We start from the raw sequence: 17,953 nt of genomic DNA, 5'->3' as shown, positions 1-17,953 counted from the left end.
GCCTGAACTTCATCAATTGCCTGGGGTAACGTTTACTTGGGGGGGAAGGTCGTTACCCACAGCAACAGCGTGAAAAATGCCGCCACCACACTGCAGGCCCCGGCGATAAAATGACGGCCGACCGGATGTTCGCCTTCCTTGAATCGGGCGATGACGAAGAGCCACGTCCCGATGAACACCCCGATGAACGCCATCAACGAATAAAGAAAATACGTCGGGCCCCGTGTTCCAGCCTGTTCGGGGGCCATAAAGATCAGCACGACCACACCCACAAGGAAACTGGCCAGGACACCTGCCAGGTTGGCCAGCCACAGTTTGACGCTGCCACGATTCCTCACGATCCAATGCCATATCCCCGCTGATGCAGCGAGGAACACCAAAATGCCGAGGGGTACCATTGATTCTTCCTTGTTCATGGGTCGGGAGAGACGATGGCGTGCACGATATCAAATCAGTGGCTTTGAGCTGAAGAGTGTCATGGGTTGCGTTGAAACTGCTCAATCCTGCCCCGGTATTCAGTGGCGATGACATTCAATTCCGACCCCGGCAGCTTGTTGGCCCGATACACCAGAAACGGCTCGCTCCACGCCCATTGGCAGCGATGCGCAGTTGCGCGCAACGGTTGCAGCAATTGCTCAAGGGGAAACAGGTTAACGCCGGTTTCACTGTAGGCCTCGGGCGTATTGCCCGCCGTCGCCACAATCATGATCGGCAACCCTTCAAGCCTGGAGCCCTGCGCTTCATAAGCGATGTAGTACATCTGCGTCAGCACGCGGTCCTGCCAGTTTTTCAGCAGCGCTGGCGTCGAGTACCACTGCACCGGAAATTGCAGCACCAGCCGTTTTGCCGACAACAGGCGCTGAACCTCCACGGCGGTGTCGACTTCATCGGTCGGGTAAAGCCCATACAGATCGACGATGGAGACGCCCGGCAGATCCTTCACGGCATCAAGCAAGGCGCGATTGGCGTGTGAACGTCCCAGATCCGGGTGAAAACTCATAATCAGCGTGGTGTCGTTCATGGGATTACCCGGTTCAAGTGAAGGGAGCCACAGCGTGCCAGCGTGCTATAAATTGCTCCAATGGATGGTTTATCTAATTAGGTATTGATTCAATGAATCTACGTTCGGTGGACCTCAATCTGTTGACCGTGCTCGATGCGTTGCTCGACGAAGCCCACGTCTCCCGCGCGGCCGAGCGTGTCGGCCTGTCGCAACCGGCGGCCTCCAATGCGCTGGAGCGTTGTCGGCATCTGTTCCAGGATCGCCTGCTCGAACGCGTGCCGGGCGGCATGCAACTGACCCCCAAGGCGCAGGCCTTGCGCGGTCCGTTGAAGCAGATTCTGGGCTCGGTCAGCACGCTGGTCGGCGCTGCCAGTGCCGACCTGAGCACCCTGTGCCAAACCGTGCGCATCGTCATGGCCGACTTCCCGGCGATCATCGTCGCGCAACAGTTGCACCAGCGACTGGCCGAGTTGGCACCGGGCATCGACCTGGTGATTCAACCCTGGCAGGGCGGCGAAGCGGCTCAGGAAAGTTTGAGTCGCGGCCAAAGCGATCTGGCCATGTCGGTCTTCCCGCCCCTCGGACCGGACTACACCCGACGCCTGCTGTTGCACGAGCATTTCGTGGTGGCGATGCGCGCCGGGCATCCTGCAATTGCAGACTTCGATCTCGAGCGCTGGCTGAGTTATCCACACGTGCTGGTGTCTGGCCGAGGCGCAACCTGGGGCCCGCTCGACGAGTTGTTGAAAGGGAGGGGGCTGGCGCGACGGGTCGGGATCGTCGTGCCGAGCTTTGTCATGGTTCCGGATCTGCTGCTGGGCTCGGACCTGATTGCGATGTTGCCCAGCCAGTGCCTGTCGATGCCGATGGCCAAGACGCTGCACACCGTGCAACCGCCGATTGAGGTTGAGGGATTTGCGGTGCATCTGGCCTGGCATAAACGCCGCGATGAGGACGCGGCGGTGCAGTGCGTAGCGCGGGTGTTGGAGGAAGTGATCGCTGCTCGCTGACATCCGCCTCACCGTTGGCGACCAGCCAGCGAAATAGCTCGCTCACCGACACCGTGTGACTGCGCTCGATCCAGCGCACCAGCGCCGGGCCGTAGTGTTCGGTGTAGCGGGTGAGCACCAGTTGGCGACAGTCTGCGGACAGGCGCAGGGTGATTTCCCGGCAATGCAGATTCGCCTCATCGTCGCGGGTCACGCGGTGTTGAAGAATCAGGCCTTCAGAAACCATCGGCCGGTGCTCCTGTGCATTGTGGTTGAGTGTTCTTCGGCGAGCCTTGTTTGCCCTCGACCACGAAAGCGGCGCGATGCTCGGCCACCACGTTGCGCAACGCGCTGTAATAGTCCGGCAGTTTTTGCAGGCTGTCGGTCAGCGGCAAGACTTCGGCTCGGCCATCGACGATGTCGCCGACGGTGTTGATCGTTGAGAGCGTGTCCACGGTATCGCTGTTGTCGCCGAACGGATCGACCACGAAACTCAGCACACGCCCGGCCGCATCGCGGCTGTTGGACGTGCCGAGCAACGGCAGTTCGACGATTGGCCCGTCGCCGATGCCCCACACGCCGAAGGTCTGGCCGAAGTCGGCTTTATGACGTGGAATGCCGGCCATGCCGGAGACGTCGATCAACCCCACCACGCCCACCGTGGTATTCAGCGCAAACCGCCCCAGCGTATTGACCGAACGCATCGGGTTGCCTTGCAGCAGGTCATTGATAAACACCTTGGGCTCGCCGAAGTTCGCCACGAAGTTATGCACACCCGTCTGGAAAAAGTCCGGCGTGTGGCGATAGCCGCGAGCCACCGGCGCCAGGGCGTAGTCATCCACCACCCGGTTAAACGCGAAGACCCCGCGATTGAGCGGTTCCGCCGGGTCGTACACCGAATAGGCGAAGTCGGCGCAGCTCACTTCGGCGCTGGACGACGGCTGGCTGCTGCAGCCCGCCAACCCGGCGGCCAGCACGGCAATCGAGGTGTTGCGGGCCAGCCAGGGAGCACATTTGAAAGGCAACATGGACGCGAGTCTCGGGAGGAATTGGCGGCGATGCTGGGCCCCGAGCCTTGCGCAAAGATGTCCGGTTTATTGCGCCGCTGTCGTTTTATTGCAGGATTGAAATATATGACGCGCTGCCGTGAATGGTTTTAGATGACGGTTCCATTCGCCCCGTAAGTGACCTTCGGTGAACAGCCTTTTAATTGTCGACGACGACCTTGAAGTCCTCGACCTGCTGAAAAAATTCTTCGTCCAGCACGGCTACAGCGTCGAGGTCGCCACCGACGGCGCGTCGCTGTGGGCGGCCATCGAACGCCAGGCGCCAGACCTGATCATTCTCGACGTGATGTTGCCCGGCGACAGCGGGCTGATCCTGTGCCAGCAACTGCGCATCCGCCACGCGATACCGGTGATCATGCTCACCGCCATGGGCGAACTCAGTGATCGGGTGGTCGGCCTCGAACTCGGCGCCGACGATTACCTGACCAAACCCTTCGACGCCCGCGAACTGTTGGCCCGAGTGCGTGCCGTGCTGCGCCGTGTGGAGGACCGTCGACCGCTGGCGCAGGAACGTCCACGGCCGCTGATCGACTTTGCCGATTGGCACCTCGACGTCACCCGCCGGGAACTGCGCTCGCCGGACAACGTGATGATTCCGCTGTCGGCCGGTGAGTTTGATTTGCTGCTGGTCTTCGTCGAACACCCGCAACGCATCCTCACCCGCGAGCAATTGCTGGACCTGGCGCGCGGGCATTGTCACGACGCGTTCGATCGCAGCATCGACGTGCAAGTCAGCCGCCTGCGACGCAAACTCGAATCCGACACCAAGCGCCCGGCGATGATTCGCACCGTGCGCAATGGCGGTTACCTGTTCACTCCAAGTGTGACGCGGCGATGAGCTGGCTGAAGCGGATTCGCCGGGACACGGTGGCGCGCTGGATCGCCCTGACCATCATCCTCGCCATGCTCATTTCCCTGGCGCTCAATGGGCTGTTCATCCAGCTCGCCGGCGTCTGGGCGCGGCCGCCGCTGACTGAAACCGGGCTGCTGGAAAAAATGGCCGCCATCACCCGCGTCATCAAGGCTGCCCCGGTGCCTCTGCGCAGCCAGTTGGCACAAGCTGTCAGTGATGAAGGCTTTACCGTCAGTTGGCACCTTGATCGACGTGAGCTCAACCTGCCGCCGGTGGAGGATCTGGATTCCGAAATCGGCTCGACCCTCTTGCAGCCGTTGCTTAAATTCGCAGGTCGAATCCAGACCTACGAGCCGGCTGACTGGACGGAACCCTCGGCGGACGCGCATTACGCGTTGCTGATCGAGCTGCCCGACTCGTCCTGGCTGATGTTCTCCGCGCCCTCACGCAGCTGGGGCCTCGACGAAACGCCGCGTTACCTGATCGTCATCCTGCTGGTGCTGATCTCCACCGCGCTGGTCGCCCTGATCGCCACCCGCCGCCTCGCCACGCCCTTGCAGCGCTTCGCCGAAGGCGCCCGACGCTTCGGCATCGATTTCCGCGCCCCACCCATCGAACCCCTCGGCCCCCAGGAAATCCGCCAGGCGATCCTCGCCTTCAACGCCATGCAGGCCCAGCTGCAACACTTCATCCGCGACCGCACGCAAATGCTCGCGGCCATCTCCCACGACCTGCGCGCACCGTTGACGCGCATGCGTTTGCGCGGCGAATTCATCGAGGATGCCGAGCAGCAGCAGCGGTTGTTTCGTGACGTGGATGAAATGCAGGCGATGATCAATTCGGCGCTGGAGTTCTTTCGGGATGACGCGCGGCTTGAACCGGCGACCCAGTTTGATCTGGCGGAACTGCTGCAAACCTTGCGGGATGACTACCGGGATCAGGGTGTCGAGATTGCCTTCAGCGGGCCGCAACGGCTGGTGTATTTCGGGCGGCCGTTGGGGCTTAAGCGGGTGATGACCAATCTGCTGGATAACGCGATCAAGTACGGTAGCGAGCCCGCGATTGAGCTGATGCCTGATGCGGGGGAAGTGCGGATCAACGTGCTGGATCGTGGCCCGGGAATTCCGCAGGCCAGTCTTGAACAGGTGTTTGTGCCGTTCTTTCGCCTGGAAGGCTCGCGGAATAAAAGCACGGGCGGGGTAGGGTTGGGGTTATCGGCTGCACGGGCGATTGTGTTGGAGCACGGCGGCGAGCTGAAGCTGCGCAATCGGTCGAAGGGCGGGTTGGCGGCGTTGGTGGTTTTACCGGTGCATCCGGGGACAGGATTCGGACTACAGTGAAAGATCCATGCAGTTCGCGGGCGCTGGGGAAGGCGCTGTTCAGAAGAGAGGACCTATGAAACGGATCATCCTGCCGGCATTGGCCACCATGATGTTGGTGCAACTCCCGGCCTATGCCATCAACGACAAGTACCGCAAACAACTTGAGCAATCCGGTTGCACCCAGGTCAGCGAGACTCAGGGCTGCGATATCCACAAGAGCAAAGCGGAAAACGCCAAGGCCGGTTTCACCAACCCCGCGGCGGACAGCACAAATACCCAGACGCCTTACGCCGGGCAATGGGTCGCCAAGAGCGATGCCGGCGCGACCGTTGCGACGATTCGTATCGATGCCAAGGAGCAGGTCTGGGTCAACGGCAAGCGGGTAAACGCCAAGCGCACCGATGGCACGCTGCAGTTTCGCCAGGGCAAACTCACCTTCACGATTCAGGGCGATCGGCGGTTGCAGAATGAGGATTACTGGACCGACAGCGATGCCGGGACCAAGGGGCCGATTCAGATCGAGTAGTTATTACATCCTGGGACGCGGCATCGATTTCCAATACTTGTGCCAAGCTGATGAGTGTCAATCCGCCTGCCGCCCTCAGGAAACCCACGACATGAAGCCTGCAAATACGTCGAACATCCGTCGAGAGTTCTACAAAGCTGTCGGCTATTACCTTCGAGTTGTCTGGCCTATCCTTTCCACCATGCTGATCGTCATCGTCACGTGCGGCCTGATCATCAGCTACCTGGAAGGTTGGGATCCTTTCGACGGCATCTATTTCGGCTTCGTGACCGGCTTGACCATCGGCTATGGCGAGCTCGTGCCGAAGTTGCCGGTTTCGCGGATATTGGCAATATTGCTCGGGTTCAACGGCGTACTGCTCACGGCGATCTTTGCGGCGATCAGCGTGCGGGCGATCGAGATCGCGGTGCGGGTGACCGATGGCGATAAATAAGGCGGAACACTACACACAACCCCTGTAGGAGCGAGCCTGCTCGCGATGGACTCATGGACGCCGCGCTTATCCAGGATATGCGCGTTATCGTTGACGACCATCGCGAGCAGGCTCGCTCCCACAGGTTTTCAGGCCTCCCAACCCGCCCCGCTGACCGCCTCTTGCGCCAACGGATGCAAATCCGCTCCCTGATGTTCTGTCTGCCAGGCCAGCAACTCCTTGCGCATGCCCGGCGTCCAGTACATCTGCAGATGATTACGCACACCGAGCACGGCCTGTTTCCGGTCCGGTTCGGTGGCGAAGTACTGGGCGATCTGGTTGACCATCTTGATCAGGTTGGCAGTGCTCATCGGCGCACCTCCGCTTTAGCGCCTTGACGGCGTTCCTTGAGCAAACGGTGCTGTTCGTCAGTGAATTCCTGGAAGCGTTTTTGCCACTCGGACGGGTGGTAGACGCGGCTGACTTCCACGGCGGTGACCTTGTACTCCGGACAGTTGGTGGCCCAGTCGGAGTTATCGGTGGTGATCACGTTGGCCCCCGATTCAGGGAAGTGGAACGTGGTGTACACCACGCCCGGCGCAACCCGTTCGGTGACTCGCGCACGCAGCACGGTTTGCCCGGCGCGGCTGCCAATGCCCACCCAGTCGCCTTCGTTGATACCACGGCTTTCAGCATCGGTCGGGTGGATTTCCAGACGGTCTTCGTCGTGCCAGGCGACGTTCTCGGTACGCCGGGTTTGAGCGCCGACGTTGTACTGGCTGAGGATGCGCCCGGTGGTCAGCAGCAGCGGATAGCGGTTGTTGACCTTCTCCTCGGTAGGCACATAACCGGTGAGCATGAACCGCCCTTTGCCACGCACGAATTGATCGATGTGCATGGTCGGCGTGCCGTCCGGTGCGGCGGCGTTGCACGGCCATTGCAGGCTGCCGTGGCGGTCCAGTTCGGCGTAGCTGACGTTGGTGAACGTCGGCGTCAGGCTGGCGATTTCATCCATGATTTCCGATGGGTGTTTGTAGTTCATCGGGTAGCCCAAGGCGTTGGCCAGCGCCACGGTGCCTTCCCAGTCGGCCTTGCCGCCCAACGGGTCCATGACCTTGCGCACCCGCGAGATACGGCGCTCGGCGTTGGTGAAGGTGCCGTCTTTTTCCAGGAACGAAGCGCCCGGCAAGAACACATGGGCGAACTTGGCGGTTTCGTTGAGGAAGATGTCCTGCACCACCACGCATTCCATGGCCGACAGGGCTGCGGTGACGTGCTGGGTATTCGGATCGCTTTGAGCGATGTCTTCGCCCTGGCAATACAGGCCCTTGAAACTGCCGGCCAGCGCAGACTCGAACATGTTCGGAATCCGCAGGCCCGGATCGGGTTGCAGGGTGACGTTCCACGCCTGTTCGAACTGTGTCCGTACTGTCTCGTTGGAGATGTGCCGGTAGCCGGGCAACTCGTGGGGGAAGGAACCCATGTCGCAGGAACCTTGAACGTTGTTCTGCCCACGCAGCGGGTTCACACCCACGCCTTCGCGGCCGATGTTGCCGGTGGCCATGGCCAGGTTGGCGATGCCCATGACGGCGGTGCTGCCCTGACTGTGCTCGGTGACGCCCAGGCCGTAATAGATCGCGGCATTGCCGCCAGTGGCATACAGGCGAGCGGCGGCGCGGATGTCGGCAGCGTCGACCCCGCAGACAGGGGCAAGGGCTTCCGGCGAGTTTTCCGCACGGCTGACGAATTCGCTCCAGCGGGCGAAGTCATTGCCCTCGCAACGAGCGTCGATAAAGGGTTGGTCTTGCAAGCCTTCGGTGATGATCGTGTGGGCCAACGCGTTAAGCATGGCGACGTTGGTGCCGGGACGCAGGGCCAAGTGATATTCGGCGCGGGCGTGCACCGAGTCCACCAGATCGATGCGACGCGGATCGATAACGATCAGCCGTGCACCTTCACGCAGACGGCGTTTGAGTTGCGAAGCGAACACCGGGTGAGCGTCGCTCGGGTTGGCGCCCATCACCAGGATCACGTCGGCCTGCATTACCGAGTCGAAACTCTGGGTGCCGGCGGACTCGCCCAAGGTTTGTTTCAAGCCATAACCGGTCGGCGAGTGGCAAACCCGCGCACAAGTGTCGACGTTGTTGTTGCCGAACGCGGCGCGCACCAGTTTTTGTACGAGATAGGTTTCTTCGTTGGTGCAACGGCTGGAGGTGATGCCACCAATGGAATCGCGGCCATATTTTTGCTGCAAGCGACGGAATTCGCTGGCGGCGTAGGTCACCGCTTCATCCCAGCTGACTTCCTGCCATGGGTCGCTGATGTTCTTGCGAATCATCGGTTTGGTGATGCGATCCGGGTGGGTCGCGTAGCCCCAGGCAAAGCGCCCTTTGACGCAAGAGTGGCCGTGGTTGGCCTGACCGTTCTTGTCCGGAACCATGCGCACCAGTTGGTCGCCTTTCATCTCGGCGCGGAACGAGCAGCCTACGCCGCAATAAGCGCAGGTGGTGATCACGCTGCGTTCCGGCTGGCCGAGTTCGACCACGCTTTTTTCCATCAGCGTCGCGGTAGGACAGGCCTGCACACAGGCGCCGCAGGACACGCATTCCGAATCGAGGAAGTTATCACCGCCAGCAGCGGCCACGCGGGATTCGAAACCGCGACCGGTAATGGTCAGGGCAAAGGTGCCCTGGGTTTCTTCACAGGCGCGCACGCAGCGGTTGCAGACGATGCACTTGCTGGGGTCGTAGTCGAAATAAGGGTTGGAGGTGTCTTTCACGTCCTCCAGATGGTTTTCGCCTTCATAGCCGTAGCGCACTTCCCGCAGGCCGACCTGACCGGCGACGGTTTGCAGCTCGCAGTTGCCGTTGGCCGAGCAGGTCAGGCAATCCAGCGGGTGATCGGAGATGTACAACTCCATGACATTGCGGCGCAGCGTTGCGAGCTTTGGTGTCTGCGTGTGCACGGTCATGCCTTCCGTGACTGGCGTAGTGCAGGACGCGGGATAACCGCGCATACCGTCGATCTCCACCAGGCACATGCGGCAGGAGCCGAAGGCTTCCAGGCTGTCGGTGGCACACAGTTTCGGAATGGTGGTGCCCATCAGCGCAGCGGCGCGCATCACGGAAGTGCCTTCAGGCACGCTGATGCTGCGACCGTCGATGTTCAGGGTGACTTGCACCTGGCTTTCGCGAGCGGGAGTGCCAAGGTCGATATCGGTTTTCGGGTCGAAGAGAGTAATCATTGCTCGGCCTCCGAAGGCTGCAGACCGAAGTCAGCGGGGAAATACTTGAGGGCGCTGGTGACCGGGAAGGGGGCCATGCCGCCCAAGGCGCACAGCGAACCGTATTGCATCGTGTCGCACAGGTCCTTGAGGATGATCACCTGCGCATCGCGTTCGCTCTGGTCCGGCGCGGCCAGCATCCGGTCGATAACCTCAACGCCCCGGGTCGAGCCGATGCGGCAAGGCGTGCATTTGCCACAGGATTCCTCGGCGCAGAACTGCATGGCGAAACGGGCCATTTGCGCCATGTCCAAGGTGTCGTCAGCCACGACCACACCGCCGTGACCGACCATCGCGCCGATGCCGGCGAAGGCCTCGTAATCCAGCGGTGTATCGAATTGCGACGGCGGTACCCAGGTGCCGAGCGGGCCGCCCACCTGCGCGGCTTTCAGCGGTCGACCACTGGCGGTTCCGCCGCCGTAGTCTTCCACCAGTTCCCGCAGGGTCAGGCCAAACGCCCGTTCCACCAGGCCGCCGTGACGAATATTGCCCGCCAGTTGGAAAGGCATCGTGCCCATTGAACGGCCAACCCCGTAGTCGCGATAAAACTGCGCACCTTTCGCCAGAATCAGCGGCACCGAGGCCAGGGTCAGCACGTTGTGCACCAGCGTCGGTTGGCCGAACAGGCCCTGCAACGCAGGGATCGGCGGCTTGGCGCGGACGATCCCGCGCTTGCCTTCAAGCGAGTCCAGCAGCGCGGTTTCTTCACCGCAGATGTAAGCGCCGGCACCGACGCGCACTTCCATATCGAAGGCCAGACCGCTGCCGCCGACATTGGCGCCGAGGTAACCCGCTTCACGAGCAATGTTCAACGCTGCACGCAGAGTGGCCACGGCATCCGGATATTCCGAACGGACATAGATGTAGCCGAAGGTGGCGCCGACGGTAATGCCGGCAATGGCCATGCCTTCGATCAGCAGGAAGGGGTCGCCTTCCATCAGCATGCGGTCGGCGAAGGTGCCGGAGTCACCTTCGTCGGCGTTGCACACAATGTACTTCTGCGCCGCCTGAGTGGCGCGCACCGTGCGCCATTTGATCCCGGCGGGGAAGGCCGCGCCGCCACGGCCACGCAGGCCTGAATCGAACACTGCGGTTGCGGTCTCTTCGCCGCCAATGGCGACGGCCCTTGTTAAGCCCTCAAAACCACCGTGGGCCCGGTAATCGTCAAGCGACAGTGGCCGGGTAATACCGGCGCGGGCGAACAGCAGGCGTTGTTGAGATTTGAGATAAGGCAGCTCTTCCACCAGGCCCAGGGCCAGTGGGTGAGCGGATGGATCGCCTTTCAAGGCATCGAGCACGGACGGCACATCGTCTGCGGTCAGCGGACCGAAGCCGATCCGGCCTTGCGGGCTGTCCACTTCCAGCAGCGGCTCCAGCCAATACAAACCGCGCGAACTGGTGCGTTGCAACTCCAGCGGCAGATTGCGTTCCTTGGCCTGAGTGATCAGCGCTGTGGAGACCTCATCGGCACCCACAGCACGGGCAAGGGAATCACAGGGCAAATAAAGAGTCGGCATCACGCGTCCTCCCGGCAAGCGTCGAGCAAGGCATCGAGACGCTCAGCACTGAGCCGCGCATGCACCCGGCCATCCAGCTCCAGGGCCGGCGAACAGGCGCAGGCGCCGAGGCAATAAACGGGGCGCAAACTGATGTTGCCGTCGGCGCTGCTGCCGTGATCGTCCAGTTGCAGGCGGTCGCGCAACTGCGCGGCCAGCTCCTCGGCGCCACGGCTCTTGCAGGACTCGGCGCGGCACAGACGCAGAATATGGCGGGCCGGCGGCGAGGTACGGAAGTCATGGTAAAAACTGATCACCCCGCGAACCTCGGCCTGACTCAGGTTGAGGGCATGAGCAATCTCGGGGACGGCCACATCGGGGATGTAACCGATGCGTTCCTGAATATCATGAAGAATGGGCAACAGAGCGCCGGGGGAGCCTTTGTGGCGCTCCAGCAGGCTGTTGACCAAAGGCAGGTGCAAACTCTCATCAGGCATTCAGCAATCCTCACGGTCACGGACAAACCAGAAGGTTGTCGGTCGTCCGAAAGTGTCGGCTGCGGCACTCACACCACGTCACGGTATCGTGGCAATTTCAGGCCGGTGGCCAGGGCACCCTGAATGGGCATCTTGTTGTGCCCGGCACGGTCTTCGCCGCACCTCAATAAGGGCATAAAAGTCAGATTGCCACGCGGCCCTTTATTAATCCGCACCAAAGCGACGTGCTCGGTTCTGTCTACGACCACCCATTAAGTCTAGACGAGAGGCAGCCGAAGGCGTCAGATGCACCTGGCACTCGGGATTCAATTCAATAAACAGGGGCTAGCAGTAAATAGAGTCTGTCCCCTTTGCTGCCAGTGGACGGCAAGGCGGCAAAACAGTAGCGTTGCGCCACTTTCATCAACTTTGTAACGGACTACACATGGCCACTGTCACTCGAGTCTCGCGCCTGTTCTGCGCAATCACTTTCGCCGTCGTGATGACCCCGGCGCTCGCCGGCCTGTCGAGTGAAACCCCGACATACGCCTGGGACGGCTACCTCTCCGATTGCCAGAAATTTCTGCAGGTGGTGGCCGAGGTGCAGGCCGGGCGCCAGACGCCCAAAGAAGCTAATCCCGCTATCAAGATGCATCTGAGTACCCTTGAGTTCCATCGCTACTACCTATCCCCGTCAAGCCTTGGCTCCCCCGAATACGCTCGTTGTGAGAGCGGCGTTCCCATAGCGGAAGAGATCGCGCACAAGGGCGAAATTGAACTCAGCAAAGACGTGGACGAGTATCTCGCGCAAGCCCAGATCAAACACCTGGCCTCCCCGGCATACAAGCGCGCTCGCTCTCTGGGCTTCACCGACGTCGGCGAAATCGGGGAACTCGACCAGCACGCCGAGCTGGATGGTGAAGCAAATCTGAAGACCTTGATGATCAGAGTCGATTCTGGTTGCGGCGAACATTTCCGCGCCGCGAAATACGTCAAACCTTATGTGATCTACACCGTCGGTCCTGACGATGGCACCTGCGCCATTAACCGGAACGTCGCAGTGTTGGGCGGCAAAGTCGCGGAGTGGGGCGAGTACATTGATGAAGAAGCGATTTTTCAGTATGTGGGATGGAAGAAACTGCCCGGACAGGATGGATTCCCCGTCAACATTCGAGTCGTGAAAGTGGTGAAGTAATCCGCAGGATTTTTCTTCGAACGGAGGATGGGCAGATGATCGACTTCAACAACAAAGGCTTCTTCAAACTCAAGCAAAACGAAGAATACGCAGAACGGGTCAGTGCACTGCTGCTGGAAGGCGAGCACGTCATCGACTCGTACAAATCCATGCGCGACGGCGTCGTCTTCACCAACAAACGCATCATCGCCGTCAACGTACAGGGCATCACCGGCAGCAAAAAAGACTTCACCTCACTGCCCTACAAAAACATCGTCGCCTACTCGGTAGAAACCTCCGGCACGTTCGACCTGGATTCGGAACTGGAGATCTACTTCTCGTCGCTGGGAAAAGTGAAATTCGAATTCACCGGCAGAACATCGATGGTAGAAATCTCCAAACTGATCTCCCAACACCTCCTCTAACCTGAATGCTAAAAAGCCCCGATAACCCGGGGCTAACCCACAACCCCTGTAGGAGCCGGCTTGCCGGCGATAGCGCCAAACCAGCCACCACCAACCGCAAAAGCACTCACCCAGAAACCAAATACGACCAAGCCTGCCCAAGCACAACCGCGCCAACAAAAACACTCACCGCCCCGGCAAACAAATGGCGCAGAAACAGATCCTCCGGCTGCTCAAGCCTCGCAATAAGCCACATCCAAGTCCCAACCAACGTGCCAAACCCAGCCATGATCGAATACAACATAAACGGCGCATCCGGCGACAGAATCCCGCTGGCGGCACGAGTCAATTGCTCCACCACCATCCCGACAATACAGCCACACACAAACCCCGCCAGATTAGCCAGCCACAGATTCAGCGTGCCACGACAGCGCACGATCCAAACCCACACCCCAATCCAAGCACCGTAAATAACCAGCGAATCAAACAACATTACTCACTCCACTCCTTGGTTAAAAAAATTCAGGGCCAACATCACCCTACAAACAACCCCAACCCCCTGTAGGAGCCAGCTTGCTGGCGATAGCATCAAACCAGCCAACATCACCACCGAACGACTGCCACCATCACAAGCAACCCGCCCCCACAGACTTCCTACCTTATCGACTGACGGCTACAACCCTTAAGCCTTCGCCCCCGCCCGCTTGGACCCCGACAAAGAATCCCGATCCCGCGTCAACACCTTCACCGCATCATCCACCAACGCCTTACTCATCGACGTCAAATAATGCGCAGCCCAGGCGTGGCGGTCGGTGTCTGTGGCGTAGGCAGCATCTTCGGCGAGCGTTTTGGCGAGGAACAGGAAATCGGAAGCCATAGATAACGCATCGCCGAGGGGGACGTCGCGAGTGACGTGGAAGAGTGGTTGATCGCCGCAGTAGATAGCGGGGGTTAGGCCGATGGTTTTTAGTTCGGGTTGGTTGGTCATTGGGCACCTCCAGTAGCGGAGAGGCGATGGGGGAGGGGTGAAGCGTTACGCGATTGGGAATTGCGTAGAGGGGAAAGCCAAAATTTGTACGGATTGATACTGCGCATTATCCAACTCCTTGATATGAGGAGCTGCCACGTTCGTTTCCACACGAATGGGTGACAGCTGTGCGCAGGGTGGAAAACCGGGAATCAAGGAAACCGGCACGCCCGAAGACGTCCCACGCACAGCCGCCATAACTCACGCCGCAGACACAAAAAAAGCGCCGGCAGACGTGATGGGGGCGCTGTTGCGCCTTGAATTACACGGGTTTCCACACCCGGTCGCTGAATTGGCAGCGACGGTGGGAGGGTATCGTGCAGACCCAGTTCCTGCAACCGTAGAAGGATGCGTCTAGGCCTGCAGGTGTAGGTCAATACTTGAAGGAATGGAATGGGCAGGCAAATGCTGGTGGCCAAGTAGGGGGTTAATCAGGGCTAGACGATTACCCGATTCCCTATCGTACGGTGAAAGCGAACTCTGAGTTTGAAGGAGGTGAGCCCGGTCAGGAAGAGTGCATTCAGACAGCCAAGGTCAACTGTATTTGGGGCGGTACCGCCGCGCGGCGCCAAAGCCAAGCGTCGAATTCTCGACGCGGAAGTGATAGAAGATCGGCAGCGCAGCAAAACGACTTACGAAGAAAATGGTAATCGTCATTTTTAACACCAACTGCTCGTGCGAAGGCTCGAACGTGGCGGTCAACTGCGATTGAGTCGATGCCAATCAAACATGCCATGTAGTCAACAGTTTTAGGTCCGATTCCACTAACTGTTTGAATTGCTTTGCAAAATTCAGCAGAAGCCAAAGCTAAACGCAGATCTTGCACATCTTCGATGTCTCTAGCCTGCAAGAAAAACACGAGCGCCTCAAACCTGCTTATTTTTTCGAAATGACGCCAATTCAAAAAAGCCCCGACTTCACAAGCTTGAATCAGGGAGACCAATGAAGAGATCGTGTCTCGATTCGGATGCGCCTGCAGGATTGCAAGGACACGAGGTCGCACGACCGTCGAGTAGTTGAGGCCCGCCTGGAGTATCGAATCTGCAAGTACTGCTCCTAGATGCTCGCAAGTGGCACGGGGATATTTTTCGTCGAAGAGGGCGCCTTCGTCCTTAGCCCGGTTGGCAATAAGACGTGCGACTAGCAGCACCTCAACGAGTGGATTACTCATACCAAGTTAGCCTCTATCAGCGCGTTCAAGCGCTCAACACAGTTTGGGCAAGCGCCGCATGGAAAATGGGCCGACGCCTGACAGGAGTACGTCCGTCCAATTGGCACACCTAATTTAGCTGCAGTCTTAGCTACATAGCTTTTAGAGGAGTATCTGAACGGTGAATGGAAGCGAACAGGGCCGATTGTCGAGGTGAGTCCGTCGAGGCTGTTCATAAATGCCGCAGTGCAATCGATTTCTTTTGCGTGGTTGCTGTTAATGAATCCAGTAAAAACATCAAGAATACCCATGGTCTGGGCGCGCGCTGCAGCAGCAGCGAAGAAGAGCATTGTCCGGTAAGGGATGTATAGGTCATCGTCCCTCACCTCCTCCGTCCAGAGGTCGGCCTCTCGGATCAATCGGGATTGCGACCCCCGGAAGATATCCGATATATCGAAGCGCTCAGGCGGCCGCATCTCCGAAGGAAGGACCTCATTTACCCGCCCCCACTCTACGTCGACGCAATGTTGCCCGTAGTCGAAAAAAATTGGTATCACTTCGACGTTTTGGGCGACGAGCTGGTATCCGACGGTGGTAGAGTCCAAGCCCCCCGATGCCAATAACAGTGCTTGTTTCATGAATTTTCGCGCCCTAATTCCGCAATAACGTTGAAGGTGCCATTGAGGCACGTGTCGAGATCGCAGGAGAATACAGAGCTACCGACCATAACCATCGTGTTCTCGTTCTCGCGGCGAGGGTCATAAGTAACGACCTTTTTGCCCATCTCAATAGCCATCCCAATTTCTACGAGTGTTCCGGGATCACGACCGAGGGGGATCGCGAACACAATGTCGCAGTCTCTAATTAGCTGACAATCCAGATGATAGGTTCGACGCAAGGCGCTTTCTGTGGCCGGTCGTTCTAGTTCGCCATTCTCCAGAATGGGTCGTCGCACTCTGAAGTTGTGATACGTAAGGCTATCCACCGCCTCATCAAGCTCTCGCTTTTCGACATACGAAAAATCCGGACCTGCAAGATAGATAGAGAATTTCTGCCGGTCGTGCCATGAAAGAGATGTACCGCCAAGTGCTTGCAGGGTATCTAAAGAAAGTCGAAGCTCACGCTGCAGATCCCTCTTGATATCGTCTGGAAATGTAGACTGTGAGTAGATTGTGGCAGCCTGACAACCACGCCAAGCCGCCTCGACCCACCCCATCTGTGAATGAGCCACCATCACACTGGAGTAAACATCCCCAACGCCTACTGAGTTAACTGTGCGCCCCAATGTAGCCGGGATCTCCAGTACTTCATCTCTGGACAGTTCGAAAAGCCGGCTCCCACCACGATTCTCTTTGAGCAAGAGCACTTCTGGTGAAAGTGTTCGCACTGCGGCAAGTAGCCCGTTTACATCTTCATGTCCTAGCTTCATAAACAGAGATGATGAAGTCGAGATAATGACTGCTTGCAGTCGACCTCGAAACGCTTCGAGCGATGAGAGATCCTCAACATCATAGGCAACATCGAACGAGAACCATGCATCTTTGGAGAATGACTGAGCAAGTGCATTTATGTTGAACTTGCCAGGGAAGACGATAACCTTTTGGTAAGCGTCTAAGGACGGTAGTGGATCGCGAAGATTCAGGCTCTTCGTCTCTCGCATAAGATCTTCGTAGCCTTGGTGCGCAACCTCTGTGACGTCACCGATAACGATGACATTAGGGGCACCCACCACGTCTCCGAGCCAGATGAACTCGTGACACCCCAACTCCGCTAGATACTGTGTCGCTTCGTCCACTAGATACTGCGGGCAGAAAACGGCAACAGCGTACTCGACTCCTGCTGCCCACAGCCCTCTCGCTGCATGCGCCACGCCTCCCAAACGGAGCTTACACATTGCGCCTTGCCGACCCAGCGTGTAATCGACGACGAGCTCCCCGACCACCAATACTCTATCTGTGATAGTTATCATTATTGCGGCACAAAATCAGCTTCGACAGTCGGGACTGGCGATGTGGCGGACGAACTCACTAAGCCAACGTACGTAACACCGTCCTCCATGCACGCAACAAGATAATTGTATGTAGTAGGAAGCGCTCCGACCTTCACACCGTTAGTGTCGACGGCAAAAACGCGTCGCCCGTCGAAGCTGATCCCTAATTGAGTGCTTGCGGGTGGAACTGTCCCAAGTTGTGAGTAGAACTGGCTGTTCCCAACATCTTCCAATAGCACGTGAAAAGCTTGGCTACACTTATCTACGCCGCTTGTGCCGCCCGATATTCCTGTGCCATCACCTTCGACTTTCTTGGCCTTCGTGCCAGGATAATCCGAAAAGCGCCCAGATCCAGAACTCCCCATAACACACCCTCCATGTGATAGCGATTTGCCTTGTGGGAAGCATTTGTATCCCTATCCATTAGCCGATGCAATCCGACCGTTTGAAATTTGCGATGAGGATTGGCCGCTCTTCGTTTTCGCTTTGGTTCAGTTTCATTTTTTCGACACGCAGAAGTCGACCAAAAAGGGGGGATACCCAGACTCTTTCCAATCAATTCTACCTATTGCCAACTTTGACCTTCGACGGAAAGGGTGGCGCATTTATTGTTGGCAAGGGTGGCAGCCCAGTGTCGGTAAGGCTAATGGATGCTCTAGTCTTTTTCGGTTGGCCTCCTTTATTGAATATCTTTCAGATAATCCTTAAGCGCAACGAGCGGCACATCGAGCTGCTCCAGCGTCTGAATACTCGCAAACTCACCTGCCAACCTCCCCAACTC

19 protein-coding genes are annotated in these 17,953 nt (G+C 58.6%); 7 read left to right on the top strand and 12 right to left on the bottom strand.

Annotated elements, in window-relative coordinates; genetic code table 11:
* Nucleotides 1–32: 32 nt before the first annotated feature.
* The gene (locus KGB25_RS17660) at nucleotides 33–416 is read right to left on the bottom strand and encodes a hypothetical protein (RefSeq protein WP_223436049.1); all 384 of its coding nucleotides are present in this window, start codon (nucleotides 414–416) and stop codon (nucleotides 33–35) included.
* 59 nt (nucleotides 417–475) lie between these two features.
* The gene (locus KGB25_RS17655; protein WP_223436047.1) at nucleotides 476–1,021 is read right to left on the bottom strand and encodes an NAD(P)H-dependent oxidoreductase; all 546 of its coding nucleotides are present in this window, start codon (nucleotides 1,019–1,021) and stop codon (nucleotides 476–478) included.
* A 92-nt stretch (nucleotides 1,022–1,113) separates the two neighbouring features.
* On the opposite strand from KGB25_RS17655, the gene KGB25_RS17650 reads away from it, so the two are divergent.
* Nucleotides 1,114–2,013 carry a LysR family transcriptional regulator gene (locus tag KGB25_RS17650; RefSeq protein WP_223436045.1) on the top strand — a complete coding sequence of 300 codons (900 nt, stop codon included), beginning with the start codon at nucleotides 1,114–1,116 and terminating at the stop codon, nucleotides 2,011–2,013.
* 215 nt (nucleotides 2,014–2,228) lie between these two features.
* Here the strand turns inward: KGB25_RS17650 and KGB25_RS17640 are convergent, their stop codons facing one another.
* Nucleotides 2,229–3,020 (bottom strand): VacJ family lipoprotein, encoded by a 792-nt coding sequence (locus KGB25_RS17640; RefSeq protein ID WP_223436043.1) that lies wholly within the window; start codon nucleotides 3,018–3,020, stop codon nucleotides 2,229–2,231.
* 166 nt (nucleotides 3,021–3,186) lie between these two features.
* Between KGB25_RS17640 and KGB25_RS17635 the strand changes: the two genes are divergently transcribed.
* The 4 genes from KGB25_RS17635 (at nucleotide 3,187) to KGB25_RS17620 (ending at nucleotide 6,193) form a co-directional block, all read left to right on the top strand.
* Nucleotides 3,187–3,897 (top strand): response regulator, encoded by a 711-nt coding sequence (locus KGB25_RS17635; protein WP_008025454.1) that lies wholly within the window; start codon nucleotides 3,187–3,189, stop codon nucleotides 3,895–3,897.
* Nucleotides 3,894–5,252, top strand: a complete 1,359-nt coding sequence (locus KGB25_RS17630) for an ATP-binding protein (RefSeq protein WP_223436041.1) — start codon at nucleotides 3,894–3,896, stop codon at nucleotides 5,250–5,252. Before KGB25_RS17635 ends, KGB25_RS17630 begins: the two co-directional genes overlap by 4 nt.
* Before the next feature lie 55 nt (nucleotides 5,253–5,307).
* The gene (locus KGB25_RS17625) at nucleotides 5,308–5,760 is read left to right on the top strand and encodes a hypothetical protein (RefSeq protein ID WP_223436039.1); all 453 of its coding nucleotides are present in this window, start codon (nucleotides 5,308–5,310) and stop codon (nucleotides 5,758–5,760) included.
* A gap of 91 nt (nucleotides 5,761–5,851) precedes the next feature.
* Nucleotides 5,852–6,193 (top strand): potassium channel family protein, encoded by a 342-nt coding sequence (locus tag KGB25_RS17620; RefSeq protein ID WP_008025459.1) that lies wholly within the window; start codon nucleotides 5,852–5,854, stop codon nucleotides 6,191–6,193.
* 128 nt (nucleotides 6,194–6,321) lie between these two features.
* Here KGB25_RS17620 and KGB25_RS17615 read toward each other — a convergent pair whose 3' ends face one another.
* From KGB25_RS17615 to KGB25_RS17600, 4 genes are read right to left on the bottom strand one after another with little or no spacing between them, the layout of a single operon-like run.
* Nucleotides 6,322–6,543, bottom strand: a complete 222-nt coding sequence (locus KGB25_RS17615) for a formate dehydrogenase subunit delta (RefSeq protein ID WP_008025460.1) — start codon at nucleotides 6,541–6,543, stop codon at nucleotides 6,322–6,324.
* Nucleotides 6,540–9,416 carry a formate dehydrogenase subunit alpha gene (fdhF, locus tag KGB25_RS17610; protein WP_207285702.1) on the bottom strand — a complete coding sequence of 959 codons (2,877 nt, stop codon included), beginning with the start codon at nucleotides 9,414–9,416 and terminating at the stop codon, nucleotides 6,540–6,542. The genes KGB25_RS17615 and fdhF overlap by 4 nt, the downstream gene beginning before the upstream one ends.
* Nucleotides 9,413–10,972: a formate dehydrogenase beta subunit gene (locus KGB25_RS17605; RefSeq protein ID WP_223436037.1), complete on the bottom strand. Its 1,560-nt coding sequence runs from the start codon at nucleotides 10,970–10,972 to the stop codon at nucleotides 9,413–9,415. The genes fdhF and KGB25_RS17605 overlap by 4 nt, the downstream gene beginning before the upstream one ends.
* Nucleotides 10,972–11,448, bottom strand: coding sequence for a formate dehydrogenase subunit gamma (locus tag KGB25_RS17600; protein ID WP_008025466.1), 477 nt, complete (start codon nucleotides 11,446–11,448; stop codon nucleotides 10,972–10,974). The genes KGB25_RS17605 and KGB25_RS17600 overlap by 1 nt, the downstream gene beginning before the upstream one ends.
* Nucleotides 11,449–11,872: 424 nt before the next feature.
* On the opposite strand from KGB25_RS17600, the gene KGB25_RS17595 reads away from it, so the two are divergent.
* Together KGB25_RS17595 and KGB25_RS17590 are read left to right on the top strand one after the other, a co-directional pair.
* The gene (locus KGB25_RS17595; RefSeq protein ID WP_207285699.1) at nucleotides 11,873–12,622 is read left to right on the top strand and encodes a hypothetical protein; all 750 of its coding nucleotides are present in this window, start codon (nucleotides 11,873–11,875) and stop codon (nucleotides 12,620–12,622) included.
* A 35-nt stretch (nucleotides 12,623–12,657) separates the two neighbouring features.
* Entirely contained in the window at nucleotides 12,658–13,026 is a 369-nt protein-coding gene (locus tag KGB25_RS17590; protein WP_008025469.1) for a PH domain-containing protein, read from the top strand.
* 106 nt (nucleotides 13,027–13,132) lie between these two features.
* Here the strand turns inward: KGB25_RS17590 and KGB25_RS17585 are convergent, their stop codons facing one another.
* The 5 genes from KGB25_RS17585 to KGB25_RS30470 form a co-directional block, all read right to left on the bottom strand.
* Nucleotides 13,133–13,498, bottom strand: a complete 366-nt coding sequence (locus KGB25_RS17585; protein ID WP_192227813.1) for a hypothetical protein — start codon at nucleotides 13,496–13,498, stop codon at nucleotides 13,133–13,135.
* Between the two features lie 189 nt (nucleotides 13,499–13,687).
* Nucleotides 13,688–13,993 carry a DUF3077 domain-containing protein gene (locus KGB25_RS17580; RefSeq protein WP_223436035.1) on the bottom strand — a complete coding sequence of 102 codons (306 nt, stop codon included), beginning with the start codon at nucleotides 13,991–13,993 and terminating at the stop codon, nucleotides 13,688–13,690.
* A 559-nt stretch (nucleotides 13,994–14,552) separates the two neighbouring features.
* Nucleotides 14,553–15,203: a hypothetical protein gene (locus tag KGB25_RS17575; RefSeq protein WP_223436034.1), complete on the bottom strand. Its 651-nt coding sequence runs from the start codon at nucleotides 15,201–15,203 to the stop codon at nucleotides 14,553–14,555.
* Nucleotides 15,200–15,820 (bottom strand): 7-cyano-7-deazaguanine synthase, encoded by a 621-nt coding sequence (locus tag KGB25_RS17570; protein ID WP_223436032.1) that lies wholly within the window; start codon nucleotides 15,818–15,820, stop codon nucleotides 15,200–15,202. The genes KGB25_RS17575 and KGB25_RS17570 overlap by 4 nt, the downstream gene beginning before the upstream one ends.
* Nucleotides 15,817–16,911: a nucleoside 2-deoxyribosyltransferase gene (locus tag KGB25_RS30470; protein WP_223436030.1), complete on the bottom strand. Its 1,095-nt coding sequence runs from the start codon at nucleotides 16,909–16,911 to the stop codon at nucleotides 15,817–15,819. Before KGB25_RS30470 ends, KGB25_RS17570 begins: the two co-directional genes overlap by 4 nt.
* Nucleotides 16,912–17,953 lie beyond the last annotated feature (1,042 nt).

Source organism: Pseudomonas sp. BF-RE-21, assembly GCF_019947305.1.
Taxonomy (GTDB): Bacteria; Pseudomonadota; Gammaproteobacteria; order Pseudomonadales; family Pseudomonadaceae; genus Aquipseudomonas; species Aquipseudomonas migulae.
The sequence above is the reverse complement of the archived record's forward strand: the minus strand, read 5'-3'. Positions and strand labels throughout refer to the sequence as shown.